The sequence below is a fragment of the Flavobacterium sp. J49 genome, assembly GCF_011742145.1.
Taxonomy (GTDB): Bacteria; Bacteroidota; Bacteroidia; order Flavobacteriales; family Flavobacteriaceae; genus Flavobacterium.
In genome coordinates this window covers 146,089-164,428 of sequence record NZ_JAAQQU010000104.1, presented here as the reverse complement: position 1 = coordinate 164,428, position 18,340 = coordinate 146,089, and the positions used below count along the sequence as shown (strand labels likewise).

General features: G+C 39.0%; 20 protein-coding genes and 1 tRNA gene. 9 read left to right on the top strand and 12 right to left on the bottom strand.

Going from position 1 to position 18,340, the window contains the following annotated elements:
* Positions 1-24 precede the first annotated feature (24 nt).
* Positions 25-399 (bottom strand): DoxX protein, encoded by a 375-nt coding sequence (locus HA632_RS07285; protein ID WP_176306533.1) that lies wholly within the window; start codon positions 397-399, stop codon positions 25-27.
* Positions 400-580: 181 nt separating this feature from the next.
* Between HA632_RS07285 and HA632_RS07280 the strand changes: the two genes are divergently transcribed.
* The gene (locus HA632_RS07280; protein ID WP_176306532.1) at positions 581-1,381 is read left to right on the top strand and encodes a TIGR00266 family protein; all 801 of its coding nucleotides are present in this window, start codon (positions 581-583) and stop codon (positions 1,379-1,381) included.
* 27 nt (positions 1,382-1,408) lie between these two features.
* Here HA632_RS07280 and HA632_RS07275 read toward each other — a convergent pair whose 3' ends face one another.
* From HA632_RS07275 to HA632_RS07250, 6 genes are all read right to left on the bottom strand, one after another.
* Entirely contained in the window at positions 1,409-3,616 is a 2,208-nt protein-coding gene (locus HA632_RS07275) for a TonB-dependent receptor (RefSeq protein ID WP_176306531.1), read from the bottom strand.
* Positions 3,617-3,677: 61 nt separating this feature from the next.
* On the bottom strand, positions 3,678-4,031 hold the full coding sequence (locus HA632_RS07270) for a hypothetical protein (RefSeq protein WP_176306530.1): 354 nt from the start codon (positions 4,029-4,031) through the stop codon (positions 3,678-3,680).
* Between the two features lie 93 nt (positions 4,032-4,124).
* A complete protein-coding gene (locus HA632_RS07265; RefSeq protein WP_176306529.1) occupies positions 4,125-5,114 on the bottom strand; it encodes an aspartate-semialdehyde dehydrogenase in 990 nt (329 codons plus the stop codon).
* Between the two features lie 211 nt (positions 5,115-5,325).
* Positions 5,326-5,742, bottom strand: a complete 417-nt coding sequence (mscL, locus tag HA632_RS07260) for a large conductance mechanosensitive channel protein MscL (protein WP_176306528.1) — start codon at positions 5,740-5,742, stop codon at positions 5,326-5,328.
* A gap of 74 nt (positions 5,743-5,816) precedes the next feature.
* Positions 5,817-8,261 carry a bifunctional UDP-N-acetylmuramoyl-tripeptide:D-alanyl-D-alanine ligase/alanine racemase gene (locus HA632_RS07255; RefSeq protein ID WP_176306527.1) on the bottom strand — a complete coding sequence of 815 codons (2,445 nt, stop codon included), beginning with the start codon at positions 8,259-8,261 and terminating at the stop codon, positions 5,817-5,819.
* Positions 8,262-8,265: 4 nt separating this feature from the next.
* The gene (locus HA632_RS07250) at positions 8,266-8,886 is read right to left on the bottom strand and encodes a thymidine kinase (protein WP_176306526.1); all 621 of its coding nucleotides are present in this window, start codon (positions 8,884-8,886) and stop codon (positions 8,266-8,268) included.
* A 199-nt stretch (positions 8,887-9,085) separates the two neighbouring features.
* Here HA632_RS07250 and HA632_RS07245 point away from each other — a divergent pair, with 199 nt between their 5' ends.
* From HA632_RS07245 to recJ, 4 genes are all read left to right on the top strand, one after another.
* Positions 9,086-10,042, top strand: a complete 957-nt coding sequence (locus tag HA632_RS07245) for a hypothetical protein (protein ID WP_176306525.1) — start codon at positions 9,086-9,088, stop codon at positions 10,040-10,042.
* Positions 10,043-10,744: a 16S rRNA (cytidine(1402)-2'-O)-methyltransferase gene (gene rsmI / locus HA632_RS07240; protein ID WP_176306524.1), complete on the top strand. Its 702-nt coding sequence runs from the start codon at positions 10,043-10,045 to the stop codon at positions 10,742-10,744.
* Positions 10,741-11,925 (top strand): cytochrome-c peroxidase, encoded by a 1,185-nt coding sequence (locus HA632_RS07235; protein ID WP_176306523.1) that lies wholly within the window; start codon positions 10,741-10,743, stop codon positions 11,923-11,925. Before rsmI ends, HA632_RS07235 begins: the two co-directional genes overlap by 4 nt.
* Positions 11,926-12,049: 124 nt before the next feature.
* On the top strand, positions 12,050-13,738 hold the full coding sequence (gene recJ / locus HA632_RS07230; protein WP_176306522.1) for a single-stranded-DNA-specific exonuclease RecJ: 1,689 nt from the start codon (positions 12,050-12,052) through the stop codon (positions 13,736-13,738).
* Between the two features lies 1 nt (position 13,739).
* Here the strand turns inward: recJ and HA632_RS07225 are convergent, their stop codons facing one another.
* The 4 genes from HA632_RS07225 to HA632_RS07210 are packed head-to-tail and all read right to left on the bottom strand — an operon-like array spanning position 13,740 to position 15,929.
* On the bottom strand, positions 13,740-14,492 hold the full coding sequence (locus HA632_RS07225; protein ID WP_176306521.1) for a UDP-2,3-diacylglucosamine diphosphatase: 753 nt from the start codon (positions 14,490-14,492) through the stop codon (positions 13,740-13,742).
* A gap of 4 nt (positions 14,493-14,496) precedes the next feature.
* The gene (locus HA632_RS07220) at positions 14,497-14,949 is read right to left on the bottom strand and encodes a 6-carboxytetrahydropterin synthase (protein ID WP_176306520.1); all 453 of its coding nucleotides are present in this window, start codon (positions 14,947-14,949) and stop codon (positions 14,497-14,499) included.
* 38 nt (positions 14,950-14,987) lie between these two features.
* Complete coding sequence (locus tag HA632_RS07215) at positions 14,988-15,161, bottom strand: hypothetical protein (RefSeq protein ID WP_176306519.1); 174 nt, start codon at positions 15,159-15,161, stop codon at positions 14,988-14,990.
* Positions 15,162-15,164: 3 nt separating this feature from the next.
* Positions 15,165-15,929 (bottom strand): enoyl-CoA hydratase/isomerase family protein, encoded by a 765-nt coding sequence (locus HA632_RS07210; RefSeq protein WP_176306518.1) that lies wholly within the window; start codon positions 15,927-15,929, stop codon positions 15,165-15,167.
* A gap of 103 nt (positions 15,930-16,032) precedes the next feature.
* Between HA632_RS07210 and HA632_RS07205 the strand changes: the two genes are divergently transcribed.
* Positions 16,033-16,106: transfer RNA gene (locus HA632_RS07205), tRNA-Ala, on the top strand.
* A gap of 41 nt (positions 16,107-16,147) precedes the next feature.
* Here the strand turns inward: HA632_RS07205 and HA632_RS07200 are convergent.
* Complete coding sequence (locus tag HA632_RS07200; protein ID WP_176306517.1) at positions 16,148-16,720, bottom strand: DUF3109 family protein; 573 nt, start codon at positions 16,718-16,720, stop codon at positions 16,148-16,150.
* An 85-nt stretch (positions 16,721-16,805) separates the two neighbouring features.
* Between HA632_RS07200 and HA632_RS07195 the strand changes: the two genes are divergently transcribed.
* From HA632_RS07195 to HA632_RS07185, 3 genes are all read left to right on the top strand, one after another.
* On the top strand, positions 16,806-17,381 hold the full coding sequence (locus tag HA632_RS07195; RefSeq protein WP_176306516.1) for a MarC family protein: 576 nt from the start codon (positions 16,806-16,808) through the stop codon (positions 17,379-17,381).
* Between the two features lie 38 nt (positions 17,382-17,419).
* On the top strand, positions 17,420-17,617 hold the full coding sequence (locus HA632_RS07190; protein ID WP_171221455.1) for a hypothetical protein: 198 nt from the start codon (positions 17,420-17,422) through the stop codon (positions 17,615-17,617).
* 113 nt (positions 17,618-17,730) lie between these two features.
* The gene (locus HA632_RS07185) at positions 17,731-18,339 is read left to right on the top strand and encodes an FAD-dependent oxidoreductase (protein WP_176306515.1); all 609 of its coding nucleotides are present in this window, start codon (positions 17,731-17,733) and stop codon (positions 18,337-18,339) included.
* Position 18,340 lies beyond the last annotated feature (1 nt).

Genomic DNA, 18,340 nt, shown 5'->3' with positions numbered 1-18,340 from the left:
TTTTCGTTATATATTCAAAATCCTTTAGTAAAAAAGCGGTTTGTATTGTTGCCAATGCTTGTAAATTAAAATGGTATTGAAAAGTAAAATAACGATGGCAACCGGTAATCCTGAAATTCCTAAAAATAAATGAAACAGTAAAATATTTATGGATATCGGTGCCAATAATATCAAGGCAAAAGCAACCCATTTTTTGACCAATAACATTCCTCCAATGATTACTTCCAAAACCCCTAATACCGGAAAAATGTAGCCAGTTGCGCCTAAAGAATTCATGAAGTCGCCGGCAGAACCGGTTGGAGCTTCCATAGGTAGAAAATGAAACAATTTATTGGCTCCAAAAACAACCAGAGCCAATCCTAAAGCTATTCGAACAATTTTAGTAAACATTGAATTCATAAGTAGACAGTTTTGGATTAGTGATATGGTAAAAATAACATTAAAATTTTATAATTATAGCGTTAAAAAACCCAAATTATTAACACATTATCTGTATTTATTAATATTCTTTGAGTTTTAATCGATGGATGTAACATTTTTAAAATAATTTTACTAATGGGTATAACTAAAAAATAAACCTATGCAAGCTCATGAAATTGACTACCATATTTATGGTGAAGAAATGCAATATGTAGAAATTGAACTCGACCCGCAGGAAATTGTAATAGCTGAAGCCGGAAGTTTTATGATGATGGACAATGGCATCAAAATGGAAACTATTTTTGGTGATGGTTCCCAACAACAATCCGGCATATTCGACAAATTATTGTCGGCCGGGAAAAGAGTATTAACCGGAGAAAGTCTCTTTATGACAGCCTACATCAACCAGAATAGTACCAAAAGCAAAGCATGTTTTGCATCTCCCTATCCCGGAAAAATTGTTCCAATTGATTTGACCCAATTTGGAGGTAAATTTATTTGTCAAAAAGATTCTTTCCTTTGTGCGGCCAAAGGTGTTGCCGTAGGCATTGAATTTTCAAAAAAATTAGGGAGAGGGCTTTTCGGCGGTGAAGGTTTTATCATGCAAAAAATAGAAGGCGATGGCATGGCTTTCGTTCACAGTGGCGGAACCTTGGCCAAGAAAGAATTGGCTTCCGGAGAAATCTTAAAAGTAGATACCGGTTGTATCGTTGGTTTTACCAAAGAGGTTGATTATGATATTGAGTTTATTGGCGGAATTAAAAATTCGTTGTTTGGCGGAGAAGGGTTGTTTTACGCCACCCTTCGCGGTCCGGGAACGGTCTACGTACAATCATTGCCTTTCAGCCGCTTGGCCGACAGAATTATTGCTTCAGCTCCCAAAAGTGGTGGTAGCGGAAGAGAAGAGGGAAGTCTGCTCGGCGGTTTGGGCCGAATGATTGACGGAGACAATAGATTTTAAAATAAAAAGCGGCCTGAGCCGCTTTTTTTATATCATAAAATTAATGCCTAAAACAATATTCCGACCCATATTCGGAATGCCGTCGGCTTTTAATCTTGAAAGGTGTGAAACATAAGTCTTGTCAAAAACATTATTGGCATTTAAATTCAAATTGAAAACCGTTTTGTTGAACACTATTTTTCCACCCAAGCTCAAGTTCACCAAAGTATAATCATTGGTTTTAGTCTCAAATTCACCGGTATTATTTTGGTCGAAAACACTTTCTATATTCACTGTGGCAAAACCTTCTTTCCACCAGTTTTTGACTTCAAATTCACCACGGAAAGTGTTATTCCATTTGTTTGCAGGAATCAAGGGCAAGTTGTCACCATTGTCTTGTTCACCAATTACGGTTTCAAAACTGCTGTACAAGTGCAACCAATCCAAAGGATGCGGATGGAAGTGAATTCCGGCTTCTCCACCATACAATCGCGCATTGGCCTGAACGTAATCGTAAACATTATTGCCGTCAATTACGTTGCCGTTAGGGGAAATGAAGATGTAATCATTAATGTGATTGTAAAACCCGTTCGCAAACAGTTCAAAGTGTGAGCTTTTGTATTCCAAATTCAAATCGGTTTGTACGTTTTGCTCATTTTTTAAATTGGCATTCCCAATTTCGTAGCGGTTGCTGCCTTCATGCACGCCATTCGAGGTCAATTCGGCCAAATTCGGCGCACGGAAACCCGAAGCAACATTCAAACGCAGGGTAAAATCTTTGGCCAAATCGGTTTTGTATCCCAAAGACGCATTGAAACTGTCAAAACTTTTGTCAATGGCTTCAAAATAACCTTCTTCGCCAACAATGCCGTGATTTTCGGTAGTGACATTTCGGTTGTCAAAACGCAATCCGGCCTGAATCACATTTTTGCCCCATTCGTAATTGGCCGTTCCAAAAACACCAAAATCATTGGTGACCGCATTCGGAATTAACAATTCTTCGCCAAAATTGCTATTGGTTTGGTTCATCCCTTGAACACCAACGATGGTTTCAATTTTACCTAATTTTGGCAGGTAATATTTTATATCATAATTAAAAGTAGACAGTTCCATATGTAAAACGGCTACGTTGCTGTCTTCAAATTCGCTTCGGTCGTTAAAAATATAACCCAAATCGGCATCCAATTTTGAGTTTTTAAAATAAAGCGTGTTGTGTAAACTCAAAATGTGATTGTCAACACCTTGTCTTGGATACAAAATATCTCGGCTGGTTGATTGTTCTGCGATTCCTTCTTCCGGAATGCCTAAATTCAATTTGTTGAAATTATAACGCAATACACTCGAAAAATTCGAATTACTATAGCCTACACCGGCTTTGATGTCGGTTTCGTTGAAACGGGTATTGGTAACGCGGTCGCCATCGGCAATTTGATAATCTGCATGCGTATTGTAGCTGCCGCGGGCTGAGAATTTCCAATGTTCGCCCGAAGTTTTTAGTCCCAATGTTGTATTGCTTCCCAAGGTGTTGGAAAAAACTCTTTGTCCAAAATCAGCTTTAAGGTCGCCGGCATTGGCAAATTTTTCCGGATTAAAATACAAAACACCACCTAATGCATCTGAGCCGTAAAGTAAGGACGCCGGACCTTTAATCACTTCCACACTTTCCACGCCGGCATCATTCAATCCCAAACCGTGCTCTTCACCGAATTGTTGGTTTTCTAAGCGAACGCCTTGGGTATACACCAAAACGCGATTCCCGCTCAACCCACGAATGACCGGTTTTCCGATAGAAGTACCGGTTGAAACTTGGGAAACTCCCGGAATGGTTGCCAAACCTTCTACTAAAGTGGCAGCGCCTTTTTGTTGTATCGCTTTTACGTTTTGATGCTCTACTTTCATCACGTTTTGTGATTGCAATTTGTTAAAAGCCGTAGAAACTATTACTTCATCCATATGGGTGATGCTTTCTGTCAAAGTAATGTTTTGCGTAATTTCTTGGTTTGAAATAGTGACTGCAACCGTTTGTCTTTCAAATCCCACTAAGGAGAAAACGATTTTAAAATTTCCGGTTGGCAGATTGCCCAAACTGTAATTTCCACTATCGTTAGTAATGGTTTCTTTATGGATTTCGGGAACAGAAACAATCACATTGGCCAATGGTTTATTGTTTTTGTCGGAAACCGTTCCGCTGATTTTATTTTGTGCCGAAGCAACGAGAGATAATCCTAACGTTAGGATCAGATATAATGATTTCATAAGAATGATTTTTATTGTAAATGAATAGGGACCAAAGGAATTTTGGTCTTGAAAAAGCTATCTATACAATAAAACTTGGTGGCGCCCGAAGTGCAAAGAGTGAGCCTCTAAATTTCTGAGTAATTTCTTTGGAATAGAAAAAAGTATAGGCAGTGAGCACTTCTGTTTTTCTGAACTCAAAAGGCTTTACGGGTGTTGGCGTATAACTACTAAAGGCAAATTCGCAGACAAAACACTTTTCTAAACCGTCATGACCATGACCGATTTCTGTTTTGTGATGGTTGTATACGTGTTGACATTGTTTTTCAGAAAATTGTTTTACCAAATGCTCAAAAGAGTGTATCGACTGAAATAATATTGCGAACAATATCATCAATCCCATCAACGCATTGGTTAAAACTAGTTTTCTTTTCATCGACGCAAATGTAAAACATTGAAAAAGAAAATCCGCCCGATTTTAACAAACTTTAGGATTTGTAAAACCGGACGGATTATAGTGAAGTGTAAATTACACTAAATTATTTGCTGCCAAATATTCAGCAATCTGTACTGTGTTGGTTGCCGCGCCTTTTCTAAGGTTATCGGCTACAATCCACATATTTAGAGAGTTGGGTTGACTTTCGTCACGACGAATTCTGCCCACAAACACATCGTCTTTACCTTGCGCGTACAATGGCATCGGATACGTGTACGTATCGGTATTGTCTTGAACCGTTACACCGGGTGTATGGTGAAGAATATTTCTAACTTCGTTTACCTCAAAATCATTAGAAAATTCTACGTTTACCGCTTCGCTGTGTCCGCCAACTACCGGAATTCTTATGGCGGTAGCGGTAACTGCGATTGATTTGTCACCGATGATTTTTTGGGTTTCGCGCACCAATTTCATTTCTTCTTTGGTGTAATCGTTTTCTTCAAATACATCACATTGCGGAATCGCATTGCGGTGAATTTGGTATTTATAAGCCATTTCGCCTTGCACGCCGGCGTATTCATTTTCCAATTGTTGTACCGCTTTCACTCCGGTTCCGGTTATAGATTGGTAAGTGGAAACCACCACGCGTTTGATATTGTATTTTTTATGCAACGGTGCCAAAACCATGACCATTTGAATGGTAGAACAGTTTGGATTGGCGATGATTTTATCGGCTGCTGTCAATTCAGAAGCGTTGATTTCAGGAACGACTAATTTTTTAGTTGGATCCATTCTCCAAGCCGATGAGTTGTCGATTACGGTAGTTCCGGCTTCGGCAAATTTGGGAGCCCAATCTAAAGAGGTTTGTCCACCTGCTGAAAACAAAGCGATATCGGCTTTCATGTCTACTGCTGTTTGTAAACCAACCACTTTGTACTTCTTACCTTTAAATTCGATTTCCTTACCCACCGATTTCTCAGAAGCTACGGGAATTAATTCGGTTACGGGAAAATTTCTTTCCGCCAATACTTGAAGCATCACTTCGCCAACCATACCGGTTGCGCCTACTACAGCAACTTTCATAATAAATGTAATTTAGATTTAATAAATTTTGAAGTACAAAAGTAATCAGAAAACCACTTCTGCTTTCTTTTTTACTATAAAAATTACCGAATTATAAAAGCAGTTATTCCTAAAAAGAAAAACCGCCTCAATTAGGAAGCGGTTTTATTTCGCTGGCGCTCCATACAGTTCGGCTGCGCCTAGAGTTGTTAGAATATATAATGTAGCGGTACTACTTTTTAAGCAAATCTCTAATTTGAGTAAGCAATTCTTCTTGAGTTGGTCCGGCCGGTGCAGGAGCCGCAGCTTCTTCTTTTTTTCTGGCTTTTTCGGCCGCTCTCAAAATCACAAATATGAAAAACGAAATAATGATAAAGTTGATGATGGCTTGAACCAAATTACCATAAGTAATTACAGCGGCACCGGCTTCTTTGGCTTTGGCCAAATTTTCATAAGTGTTTCCGTCAAGCGTAATGAACTTGGTAGTAAAATCAATTCCTCCGGTTAGCAATCCTACAATTGGCATGATGACATCATCAACTGCAGAACCAACAATCTTACCGAAAGCAGCTCCAATAACCACCGCGGTGGCTAAACTCAACACATCGCCTTTCATTAAAGACGCTTTGAAATCGCTAAAAAATCCCATAATTAATTTGTTTTAATTGGTTATAGTGACACTAAATTAGTTAAAAAAATTATTAAGTCAGAATTATTTTAAAACTATTCTCTGAAAAAGACGCGTTTGACGCGTTGGGAAATGCCGGTCAAAATTTCATACGGAATTGTATTCAATTGTCCGGCTATATGATTCACGGATGGGTTTTCACCAAAAATAACCACAGCATTGCCTTCTTTACAATCAATATTGGTGACATCAACCATCAGCATGTCCATACAAATACTGCCGACAATTTTAGCTTGCTTTCCATTGATAATAACATAACCAACCCCATTGCCCCAGCTTCTGCGAATGCCATCGGCGTAACCTATGGGAATCGTGGCAATTTTAGTTTGTTTTTCTGCTATAAATCTTCTGCCGTAACCCACACTTTCCCCTGGGTCAATGGTTCTGATTTGAGAAATAACCGATTTTAAAGTACCTACATTTTCCAAGTACTTTTGTTCTTCTTCATCGTTGGAAATGCCATACAAACCTATGCCTAAACGAACCATGTCATACTGTGCTTCGGGATAATTGGAGATTCCTGAAGTGTTTAAAATATGACGAATCGGTTTGATTTTAAGTTCCGACAGCAATTGAGCCGATAATTTTTCAAACAAGGCAATTTGAGATTGGGCAAAAGCATTGTGTTTTAAATCATCGCTTGTTGCCATGTGGGATAAAACACTCTTAATTTGAACCGTTTCATTGCCTTTTAAAATCGTAATCAATTCGGCTAAGTTTTCTTCTTCAAAGCCTAAGCGGTGCATGCCTGTGTCAATTTTGATATGAATCGGGAAGTTTTTCAGTTTCTTTTGCTCGGCAATTTTTAAAAAGGCTTTCAACCCTTTAATCGAATAGATTTCGGGCTCCAATTGGTGTTGGATGATAGCCGAAAAACTTGTTGTTTCAGGATTCATCACCATAATCGGCACCGAGATTCCGGCACTTTTTAGTGATATTCCTTCATCGGCGAAAGCCACACCCAGATAATCTACTTTGTGGTGCTCCAATAATTTCGCAATTTCAAATCCGCCATTGCCATAGCCGAAAGCTTTGACCATCACCATCATTTTGGTTTTGGGAGCCAATTTCGATTTGAAGAAATTCAGGTTGTGACTCACCGCGTTGAGATTGATTTCCAAAACGGTTTCATGGGTTTTCTCTTCGAGCATGGAGACAATTTCTTCAAAGTGAAAATCACGCGCGCCTTTGACGAGTATGGTTTCGTTTTCAAAATTCAATTGGTCAAACGCCTTGGAAAATTCGGATACGTTTTTAAAAGTAGTACCATTAATAAATTTGCTTTTATATTGCGAAATCGTTTCACCAATGCCAATTACACGAGTAATTTTATTCGAAATAATCAATTGGGAAACTTGCGAATACAATTCTTCATTGTTCAATCCGCTTTGGAAAATATCCGAGAGAATAATGGTTTTCTTTTTGTGTTGTTTTTGGTGTTCCAAAAAGTCCAAAGCAATCTTCAATGACTGAAAATCAGAACTGTAACTGTCATCGATAATTGTACAGTTGTTTATGCCGTTTTTGACTTTCAGGCGCATTTCCACCGGATACAATTGTGCCATTCTCGTTTGAATGACTTTTTGGTTATAGCCAAAATACAACATTACCATCATGCAATGAATCGCATTCTCAATAGAGGCTTGGTCCTGAAACGGAATGATAATCGGGAACGTGTCTTCTTTATAAGTGACTTGCAACTCGGTTAAATCACCTATGTTTTTCTTGGTGATATAAACATCCGCGCTCTTATCGTCAGAACACCAGCTAAAGGTTTTAATTTTTGGGTTGACAAAGGCAATAATCGTTTTGTTTTTGTTTAAAATCAAAACATTTACCGAAGTGAAAAGTTTTAATTTCTCTTTTATTTTTTCGGCTACGCTGGGAAAACCTTCATCGTGCGCCGTACCGATATTGGACAAAATACCAATTGTAGGGCGAATGATTTTTTGGAGCTTCTCCATTTCATGCATCTTTGAAATTCCGGCTTCAAAAATTCCGAGATTGTGTTTTTCATTGATGCCTAAAATCGACAGGGGAACACCTACTTGCGAGTTGTAACTTTTGGGACTGCGAATGATGTTGTAATCCGGGCTTAATAGAAAATTCAACCATTCTTTGATGATGGTTTTGCCATTGCTTCCGGTGATTCCGATGATTGGGAAGTCAAATAAACTTCGGTAATACGAAGCGAATTTTTGCAACGCTTCTAAAGTATTTTCAACCACCAAAAAATTTGCTTTCTCGGTTACAGTTGAAGGAATGTGCGTTACCACAAAATGCTTTACGCCTTTTCTTATCAGTTCTTCAATATAAGTGTGGCCGTCATTATTGGGTCCGGATATCGCAAAAAACAAAGTATTTTCTCCATTTTGCAACGAGCGGCTGTCAATAGAAATCGCGTCAATAACGGCTACATCATTTTGGCCGATCCAATTGGCCTTAATGATGGGAATGATATTTCGTAGGGTTAGTGTCAAGGGGTTATTCTTCTTTAGATAGGTTTTCGGCGTCTTTAACAATCATGTTTTCACGCATGGCATTGAAATAGGCGGCGCGACTTAAAGGTTCGTATTCTTCGGTTTCGCCGAGCATCACCAGTTTGTCATTGTCGTTTTTTCGAAAACTGTAATGCGCTAGGTTGCCCGTTCTGGTACAAACGGCGTGTACTTTGGTAACATATTCGGCTGTGGCCATTAAAGCCGGCATTGGTCCGAAAGGATTGCCTTTAAAATCCATGTCTAATCCGGCAACGATAACACGTATGCCTGAATTGGCTAAATCGTTACAAACAGATATAATTTCATCATCAAAAAACTGGGCTTCGTCAATGCCAACCACTTCGCAGCCTTGTGCCAAAATTCGAATGTTGGCTGCCGCAGGAACCGGAGTGGAACGGATTTCATTTTTATTATGGGAAACGACCATTTCCTCATCGTAACGCGTGTCGATGGAAGGTTTGAAAATTTCGACTTTTTGTTTGGCAAATTGGGCCCTTTTCAATCGGCGAATAAGCTCTTCTGTTTTACCCGAAAACATCGATCCGCAGATGACTTCAATCCAACCAAACTGTTCTTTATGATTTACTGTATTTTCGAGAAACATTTTGTATTTTTCTTGCGCTAAAAATGAATAGTTTTTATTACTTTGTAACGGTAACAAATCGAGGTAAAAAATTTCTATTTTTACGTCGATTCAAATGTAGAAAAATTTTAATTAACGTTACTTCTTCCCAAGGTTAAATAAATGACAAGGAAGAAAATTAACAGAAAATACAAGTGTATTCCATATAATTTCAAAACACATGAAAAAAAGATTAGAGTCCGAATTAATCAGCATTGCCCACCGAATTTTGAAACTGAAAAACAAGTCGGAAGTTGATCAATTGTATAAAGAAACCCAAAAATTATACGAAACACTAGCGGTTTTAAAGTTTTATCAAGACAATTTTGAATTGGTGAAAAACGATGTTGAACCCACGGTTTTAGAACAAAAATTAGAGCAACATCTTGAGGAAGAAACGCCACAAGAAGTTGTATTCGAAGTAAAACCTGCTGATGAACCGGTTGATGAACCAACCGTTGAAATACAAGCGGAACCGGAAGCAATTGTAGCTACGGAAGAAGAAGCAGTGGTGGTTACCGAAGAAGCAATCGAAGAAGTGGAAGAGAATATCGTCTCGGAAGAAACGGTAGAAGAAGCAGAACCTGTTTTGGAAGAAGAAGCGGAAGAAGTTATAGGTGAAAGCGAACCGGAAACTGTCGAAGAAGAACCGGTTTTCAAACCTATCTTTGAATTAGCGGATGATGAAGAGGAAGAAGACCCGAGCGATAGCGAACTGGCGGAGCACATTGAACCGGCAGAAACGGCTTCAGAAGTAAAACCCGATACCAAACATGTGGCATTGGAAGATTTGTTGGGCGAAAATTATGTAGATCCTATCTTTGTAAAACCTAATGAAGTTTCGCTCTTCGCCTCAGAAGCTAAAGAAGAAAACACGTCTAAACCGGCCTCGTTGAATACGGCATCTTCCAAAACCATTGAGATTGGATTGAATGACCGAGTGGCCTTTGTAAATAACCTTTTTGGCGAAAGCAACGAAGATTTTAACCGAGTGATTTCGCAATTGAATACGTTCGACACCCTAGAAGAAGCCAAGACTTTTTTAAACGAAATGGTAATTCCGGACTATAATTATTGGGTTGGTAAAGAGGATTATATTGAACGTTTTATGACGGTTGTGGAGAATAAATTCAAGTAAATGGCCAAACTTTACATCGTTCCCACGCCTATCGGCAACTTAGAAGACATGACTTTCAGAGCGATCAAAGTTTTGAAAGAAGTCGATTTGATTTTGGCCGAAGACACGCGTACGAGCGGAAAACTCCTCAAGCATTTTGAGATTTCGACGCACATGCACAGTCACCACATGCATAACGAACACAAAACCGTCGACAATTTAATTAAAAGATTGCAAGCCGGAGAAAGTATTGCTTTAATTAGCGATGCAGGAACACCGGCGATTTCCGATCCCGGATTTTTATTGACACGTGCTTGTGTAGAAAATAATATTGAAGTCGATTGCTTACCCGGCGCAACAGCTTTTGTACCGGCTTTGGTCAATAGCGGCTTGCCCAACGATAGATTTGTTTTTGAAGGGTTTTTACCTGAAAAAAAAGGCAGACAAACCCGTTTTTTGGCGTTAGCCGAAGAAGCACGAACGATGATTTTTTATGTGTCACCACACAAATTGGTTAAAACTTTAGCCGAATTTGTACTGTATTTTGGGGCAGACCGCCCGGTTTCGGTTTCCAGAGAATTGTCAAAATTACACGAAGAAACCATTCGCGGTACAGCCGCTGAGGTTTTACAACACTTTGAAGACAAACCACCCAAAGGAGAAATCGTCGCGGTAGTTGGCGGAAAAGTTGCTGAAAAAGAAAAGAGAAAAAGCGAAGAATGATAAGAGTTTCGGTTATTGCGTTGGTTTTTGTCTTCTGTACCTCATGTTCGGAAGACAGTAAATATGTTCCTATATCAGAACCGGCAGCAATTATTTCGCTACCGGAAACGCCATACAATTACACGGACTTAAATTTGCCAACTCATTTTACCACCAATGACGGTGGTGTTTTGGCCAGTGCTGTCAACGGAATTGACAATACGCCTGATGATAATCCAGTTACCGATGCCGGCGCCACTTTGGGCAGAGTGCTTTTTTATGATGTCAATTTAAGCCAAAATAAAACGGTAGCTTGTGCCAGTTGTCACCGCCAGAATTTGGCCTTTACCGATTCGCCTGTGCGCAGTCTCGGATTCAATTTTGTTCCAACCAGAAGGCATTCAATTGCCTTGGTTAACCAAAAATATTATCTGAGAGGCCGATTTTTTTGGGATGAAAAAGCCGCCACTTTGGAAGAACAAGTCTTGCAGCCAATACTTGATCACAACGAAATGGGATTAACCCAAAATGAAATTGTCCAAAGAGTTTCCGAGCGACCATTTTACAGTAGTTTGTTTTTGAACGCTTTCGGTTCGGGAAATATTACCCACGAAAGAATCTCAAAAGCTTTGTCGCAATTTATCAGAAGTATTGTGAGTTCTCAAAGTCGGTATGATGATGGCAGAGCTCAAGTGGCCACAAGGCTGACTCCGTTTCCTAATTTTACCGAAGCTGAAAATTTAGGCAAAGAACTTTTCTTGAAACCCGTGGCTGAAGGAGGAGCAGGCTGTGTGAATTGTCATGCGACTGAAGCTTTTGTGAGTGTCAATTCGGGACCTAAAAACAATGGTCTTGATTTGGTTTCAACTAATGATTTAGGCGCATTTGAAACTTTTCCGGCCAACAACAATTTAAGAGGAGCTTTTAAAATTCCAACTTTAAAAAATATTGCATTAGGTGCGCCATACATGCACGATGGACGTTTTCAAACACTCCAACAAGTAGTCGAACATTACAATAGCGGCGTCAAGAATCACCCGAATTTGTCTCCTTTCCTGAAAGGACCTGACGGAAGTCCGCAACAACTCAATTTGACCGAAGCACAGAAAGAAGCCTTAGTTGCTTTTTTAAGAACACTGACTGACCCAAATATTTTGAATAATGAAAAGTGGGCAGATCCTTTTATCAATCAGCACCTGTAGCAGAGACAACAGAATAGTTGAATTTTTTCTACTCATCCCATATTATTTTTTGTAGTATTTTTTATATATTTGTTTAACCGCAACTAAAACTTAGTGCTTCTAATTTCGTAAATCGTACTTCAACATGCGCTGGACTTTAAAACCCAAACCATCATCCGAAAAAGTAAAAACTTTGTCCGCCGAATTAAAGGTTGACCAACTTATCGCAACACTTTTGGTACAAAGAGGGATTGAAACGTATGAAGCTGCGCGTCAATTTTTCCGCCCGAGTTTGGAAGATTTACACGATCCATATTTGATGAAAGACATGCTCAAAGCCGTGAATCGAATTGAAACTGCGATAGCGGAAGGCGAGAATATTTTGGTCTTTGGCGATTATGATGTTGATGGGACGACTGCTGTTTCCCTGATGTCGAGTTATTTAAAGAGTTTTTATCCCAATGTTGCGACTTACATTCCCGACCGTTATGATGAAGGTTATGGGATTTCTTATAAAGGCATTGACTATGCGGACGACAATGGTTGTTCGTTGATTATTGCTCTCGATTGTGGGATTAAATCCATTGACCATGTGGCTTACGCCAAAAAGAAAAATATAGATTTTATCATTTGCGATCACCATCGTCCGGGTGAATTTTTACCTGAAGCTGTTGCCGTTTTAGACCCAAAAAGAGAAGACTGCAGCTATCCTTATGACGAATTGTGCGGTTGTGGTGTTGGTTTTAAACTCATTCAAGCCTTGGCCCAAAATAGAAACCAAACCATAGAAGATTTGTTGCCTTATTTAGATTTGGTGGCTACCGCGATTGCCGCTGACATCGTTCCGATAACCGGTGAAAACAGAACTTTAGCGAAGTTTGGGTTGGAAGTGATAAATTCAAACCCACGACCCGGCATCAAAGCTTTGGTTCAAAATGTAAAGAAAAAAGTACTCACCATAACCGACGTAGTTTTTATCATTGCACCAAGAATCAACGCCGCGGGAAGGATTAAGCATGGTAATGAAGCCGTGGCTTTGCTCACAGAATACGATTTAGACCAAGCCGAAATTTTCGCTTCCGAAATTGAGCAACACAATAGCGACCGAAAGGATTTGGACAAACAAATCACGATTGAAGCACTAGATCAAATAGAGATTAATCAGGAGACAGACAAATTTACAACGGTGGTTTACAACAAAAATTGGCACAAAGGTGTCATCGGCATTGTGGCCTCGCGATTGACCGAAACTTATTATCGCCCGACGATTGTTTTTACCAAAAGCGGAGACAAATTGGCCGCTTCGGCACGCTCAGTCAAGGATTTCGATATTTATAATGCGCTCGAAGCTTGCGCACAACATTTGGAACAATTTGGCGGACACATGTATGCCGCAGGAATGACCTTGAAAGAAGAAAATTATGCCGCGTTTAAAGAAGCATTTGAAAGAACAGTCGAAGAAACGATTCATCCCGATTTATTGACACCGGAAATTTCGGTTGATGCGGAAATTAATCTGACGGATATCAACGATAAACTAATTAGAATTTTGAATCAGTTTGAGCCTTTCGGCCCTCAAAATATGACTCCTGTCTTTATGTCTAAAGGCTTAAAAGATTCAGGCTATGCCAAGGGAATCGGTGCCGATGAAGACCATCTAAAACTATTTGTAAAACAAAACGGAAGCCAAGGTTTTGGCGCAATTGGTTTTGGTTTAGGCAAAAAACTAAATTTAGTTAAAAATCAAAACCCGTTTGAGGCAGTCTATTGTATTGATGAAAATGAGTTCAACGGTAATGTAACCATACAGTTGAGGTTGAAGGATTTGAGGTAGATTAATATTCCTTCAACTCAAAATTCTCTCCATCAAAAACACCATAAGTAAAATAACCAATCCAATCGCCGAGATTGATGTATTCCGAGTTTTCGCCTACTTTGATAATCATTGGTAAGTGTCTGTGACCAAAGATGAGGTAGTTATAGTGTTTGGTTTCGAGTTTGCGTTTGGCATATTGGACCAACCATTCGTTTTCTTCACCCAAGAATTTTACATCGGCTTCGCCTGAAATCAGTTTGTTTTTTACGGAAAGATATTGTGCCAATTTTACCCCAATATCCGGATGTAACCAACGATAGAGCCATTTTGAAAAAGGACTCGTAAATACTTTTTTCATGCGTTTGTAACCCTTGTCGCCCGGACCTTTGCCATCTCCGTGACCTATTAAAAACGTTTTGTTATTAAAAGTAAATTCTCGATTGTCGTGGTATACAGGGATGTTTAATTCCTTTTCGAAATAATCGTCCATCCACAAATCGTGATTGCCTACGAAAAAGTAAATCGGAATACCGCTGTCGCGAATTTCAGCCAATTTTCCTAAAACACGCACAAAGCCTTTAGGTACAACGGTTTTATATTCGAACCAAAAATCAAACAAATCGCCCAAAAGAAAAATTGCATCGGCATCTTTCTTAACTTCATCCAGCCAAGCAACAAACTTTTGTTCACGAGGGAAACTCAACTCGGGCGTTGGCGCACCAAGGTGTTGGTCAGAAGCAAAGTATATTTTTTTATCGGGTGAAAGCGTCATATTTTTATTCGTTATCCGAAGCATACCATTCGGCGAAAGAGGTTTCGGTTTCTTGAAGTTTTAGCGAATGCAAAAGAATGTCTTTGGGCAAACGACTTTTTATTTTTTGGGCAAAATCGGTTACCATATTTTCGCTGGTAGGTTGGTAATCGACTAAAATCACATGATGACCGCGCGATTTTAATTCAGCAGCCAATTCAACATGTGGCGTGTTTTTATTAAAAACGGTGGCATGGTCAAAAACATCTACAATATCTTCCTTTACAATTTTTTTCAAATCAGAGAAGTCAATCACCATTCCGTATTTCACATTGGACGAATCAGTTATGGGTTTACCAATCACCGTCACGGAAAGTTTATAGCTGTGTCCATGTACGTTTTTACATTTGCCGTCATAGCCATAGAGTGCGTGTCCGGTTTCGAAAGAAAATTGTTTGGTGATTCTGATGTTACTCATGAAAGATATTTTTACAGGGCAAATTTAGTAAAATATAACTAGCGCTCGTCTTGTCTTTTTTTAGCTCTGCGATACATAAGCCAAGCTAGTCCGACCAAAACGGCAAAAGGCAATACATAGCCAATCCAAACACCAATTAAATAGCCGTTATCGGGGGCGTTTTTTATTTTTTCATCAATATTGATTTGCTGAATAAGCGAAATAAGCGTCATGTTTTATTTTTTAAATTCGTTCAACGCATTTTTAGTAAATTCGGAAAGGACCAATTTCCCGGAAACAGCGGCGCGTTCATATAAAAGGTTGTCCCAATTTTCGGTACCTTCCCAAAACACTTTTTTCATTTCGGTTAAGGCTTCAGGATTATAGCTCGCTAATTTTTTGGCGAAAGCCAAAACGGCCTCATCTAATTCGCCATAACTGTCAAAAACATCGGCATAAAGACCTTTCTCTACAGCCCAATCAGCGGTTTGCCAAGTGTTGGGTTGTAAAGTAAGCTGTGTCATGGCAGTTTTTCCAATCTTTCTTGAAACAGCAGGTTCAATCACAAAGGGTCCGATGCCGATGGCTATTTCGGATAATTTAATCGAAGCGTCTTGGTAAGCAAAAGCAAAATCACAAGCCGAAGCCAAACCCACACCACCGCCAACCGCTTTGCCTTGAATTTTCCCGAGGATAATTTTAGAGCATTTGCGCATTGCATTGATCACATTGGCAAAACCTGAAAAGAATTTTTTTCCGGTTTCAAAATCGGTGATGGAAAGTAATTCGTCGAATGAAGCGCCGGCACAAAAAGTTTTCCCTTCGCTTTGCAGTATGATGACATTAATATCATTGTTTTTACTTAAATCAGTAAGTTCTTCTGTCAGTTTTTGCAGTAAATCACTGGGAAAAGAATTGCTCGCCGGATGACTGAAGGTAATGGTTGCGATTTTGTTTTCAATTTGGGTTGCAATAAACCCATTGGTATTTTCGGCAGACATAAAAAAGGATATTTAATGTAAATTTACAACAAATCTCAAAAAAGATACTTGTTGAATTGCTTTTTGTTTGGATAAAATTATATATTTGTCGTCTCAAAAAAATGGGGGATTAGCTCATTTGGCTAGAGCGCTTGCCTGGCAGGCAAGAGGTGACCGGTTCGAATCCGGTATTCTCCACAAAAAAGCCGAAATCAAATGATTTCGGCTTTTTTTATTTTTTACTTTCCGTTTTTTAAATCTTCCGCTACTTTTTCCAATTCAGTATACCAATCTTCTCCGAATTTTCGAATTAAAGCTTCTTTGACAAATTTATAAACGGGAACCTGAAGTTCTTTTCCTAAGGTACAAGCATCGCTGCAAATATCCCAACGATCATAATTTACGGCGGCAAATTCGCTAAAATCTTTTACTCTTATGGGATACAAATGACACGAAACCGGTTTTTTCCAGTTGATGATGCCTTGGTTGTAAGCTTGTTCAATACCACAAAGTGCGGTTTTTCCGTCGAAAATTACGTAAGCACAATCTTTGTTGTCAATTAGTGGCGTCTCTAAATCTTGGTCGGTTCCCACAACCCAAGTGCCTAATCTTTCTATGGCTTCGATACCTTCTTTGCGGAGAAAGGGTTTTACTTTGGGGTAGATTTCTTCTAAAATTTGAGTTTCTTCTTTGCTTAAAGGTGCGCCTGCATCACCATCTACGCAACAAGCGCCGTGACAAGCCGAAAGGTTGCACACAAAATCTTTTTCGAGGATGTCTTCTGAAACGATGGTTTTGCCTAATTGAAACATAATCTGATTTTAAGAATGCAAAAGTACAAATGAAAATTGGCTTAAGTGAATTATTAAAAACCTAATTTTGCAAAAAATAAACGTCATGAATTTAGATTTTAGAGAAATTGCGACAGCTACGATGGTGCTTTTTGCAGTGATTGACATCGTTGGGAGCATTCCGGTGATTATTGATTTGAGAACAAAGTTTGGGCACATTCAATCGGAAAAAGCATCTTTGGTATCGGCCGGAATCATGATTGCCTTTCTTTTTGTGGGAGAAGAAATTTTGAAACTAATCGGAATTGATGTCAATTCGTTTGCCGTCGCCGGTTCGTTTGTCCTTTTCTTTTTAGCTTTAGAAATGATTTTAGGCATCAGATTATACCGTGATGAAGCGGCTACTTCTGCCTCGATTGTTCCGATAGCATTTCCTTTAATCGCCGGTGCCGGAACGATGACCACTTTACTTTCTTTGCGCGCCGAATTTCAATCAATTAATATTATCATTGCTATTTTGTTGAATATTATTTTGGTTTATGCCGTATTGAAATCGTCTTCAAAAATTGAAAGAATGCTCAGTAAAAACGGGCTGAGTATTATCAGAAAAGTTTTTGGAGTAGTTTTATTGGCGATTGCTGTTAAATTATTTGCGGCTAATGTTAAAGGACTATTTGCATAACCTCAAAAATTAGTATTTTTGTTCCATAAATTTATTTCATGAAAATTTTCACCAACATACTTATATTTCTTGCCGTCGCGCTGATATTGGTAAATATTTATTTACTTGATTTTAATAATCCTTTTGAAGGCGACAGCATGGTGGCTTTAATCGGTATAGCCGCGTCGTTTTGTGCGGTCTTAATCCTTTTGATTTTTAGAATGTCAAAGAAAATCGAGGACAAACTAAAAAACTAAGGGTTTCTCAAATTCCAAAAAGGAAATTTCAAAATTCAAATGTTCGGGACTTTATATTTGATTTTGAAGCTTTTTTGGAATTTGTCATTTTATAATTTCAAATTTTCCAACTTATGTATGATGTTTTGATTATTGGTGGCGGCGTTTCGGGCATGTCTTGTGCTTTGATTTTAGGTTCAGCTCAAAACAAACCTTTTGTTACCGATAAAAAAATCGGCATCATTGTCCATCAAAAAGCTTCATCCTTACAAGACGCTCTTTTCAATAATGCTTACGGCATTTCCGCAGGAAAATTGGGTTCGGAATTATTGACGGAAAGCATTGACCATTTGAACCAATTGTATCCGCACATCGACCAAATTGCAGGTGAAAAAGTAATGAAAATTGAAGGCGAAGACGGAAATTTTACCGTAATCACCAATAAAAATTCCTATCAAACGAAAATAGTTGTTGTCGGAATAGGTGCCGGAAATCCGTTTACCATAGAAGGATTAGAGGACTTTGTCATGCCACATCAAAAAGTCATTCCGGAGAAAAACAGAATCCAACTCAAAAATATTGACCACAGGGTAACCGAAGGCATCTACGTTATCGGAACTTTAGCCGGTTGGCGCAGTCAATTGGCCATAGCCGCCGGAAGTGGTGCCGCTGTAGCAACCGATATTTTAACCTTGTGGAATGGTGGAATTCATGCTCAGGTGCATGACAGCATCAGAAAGTAAA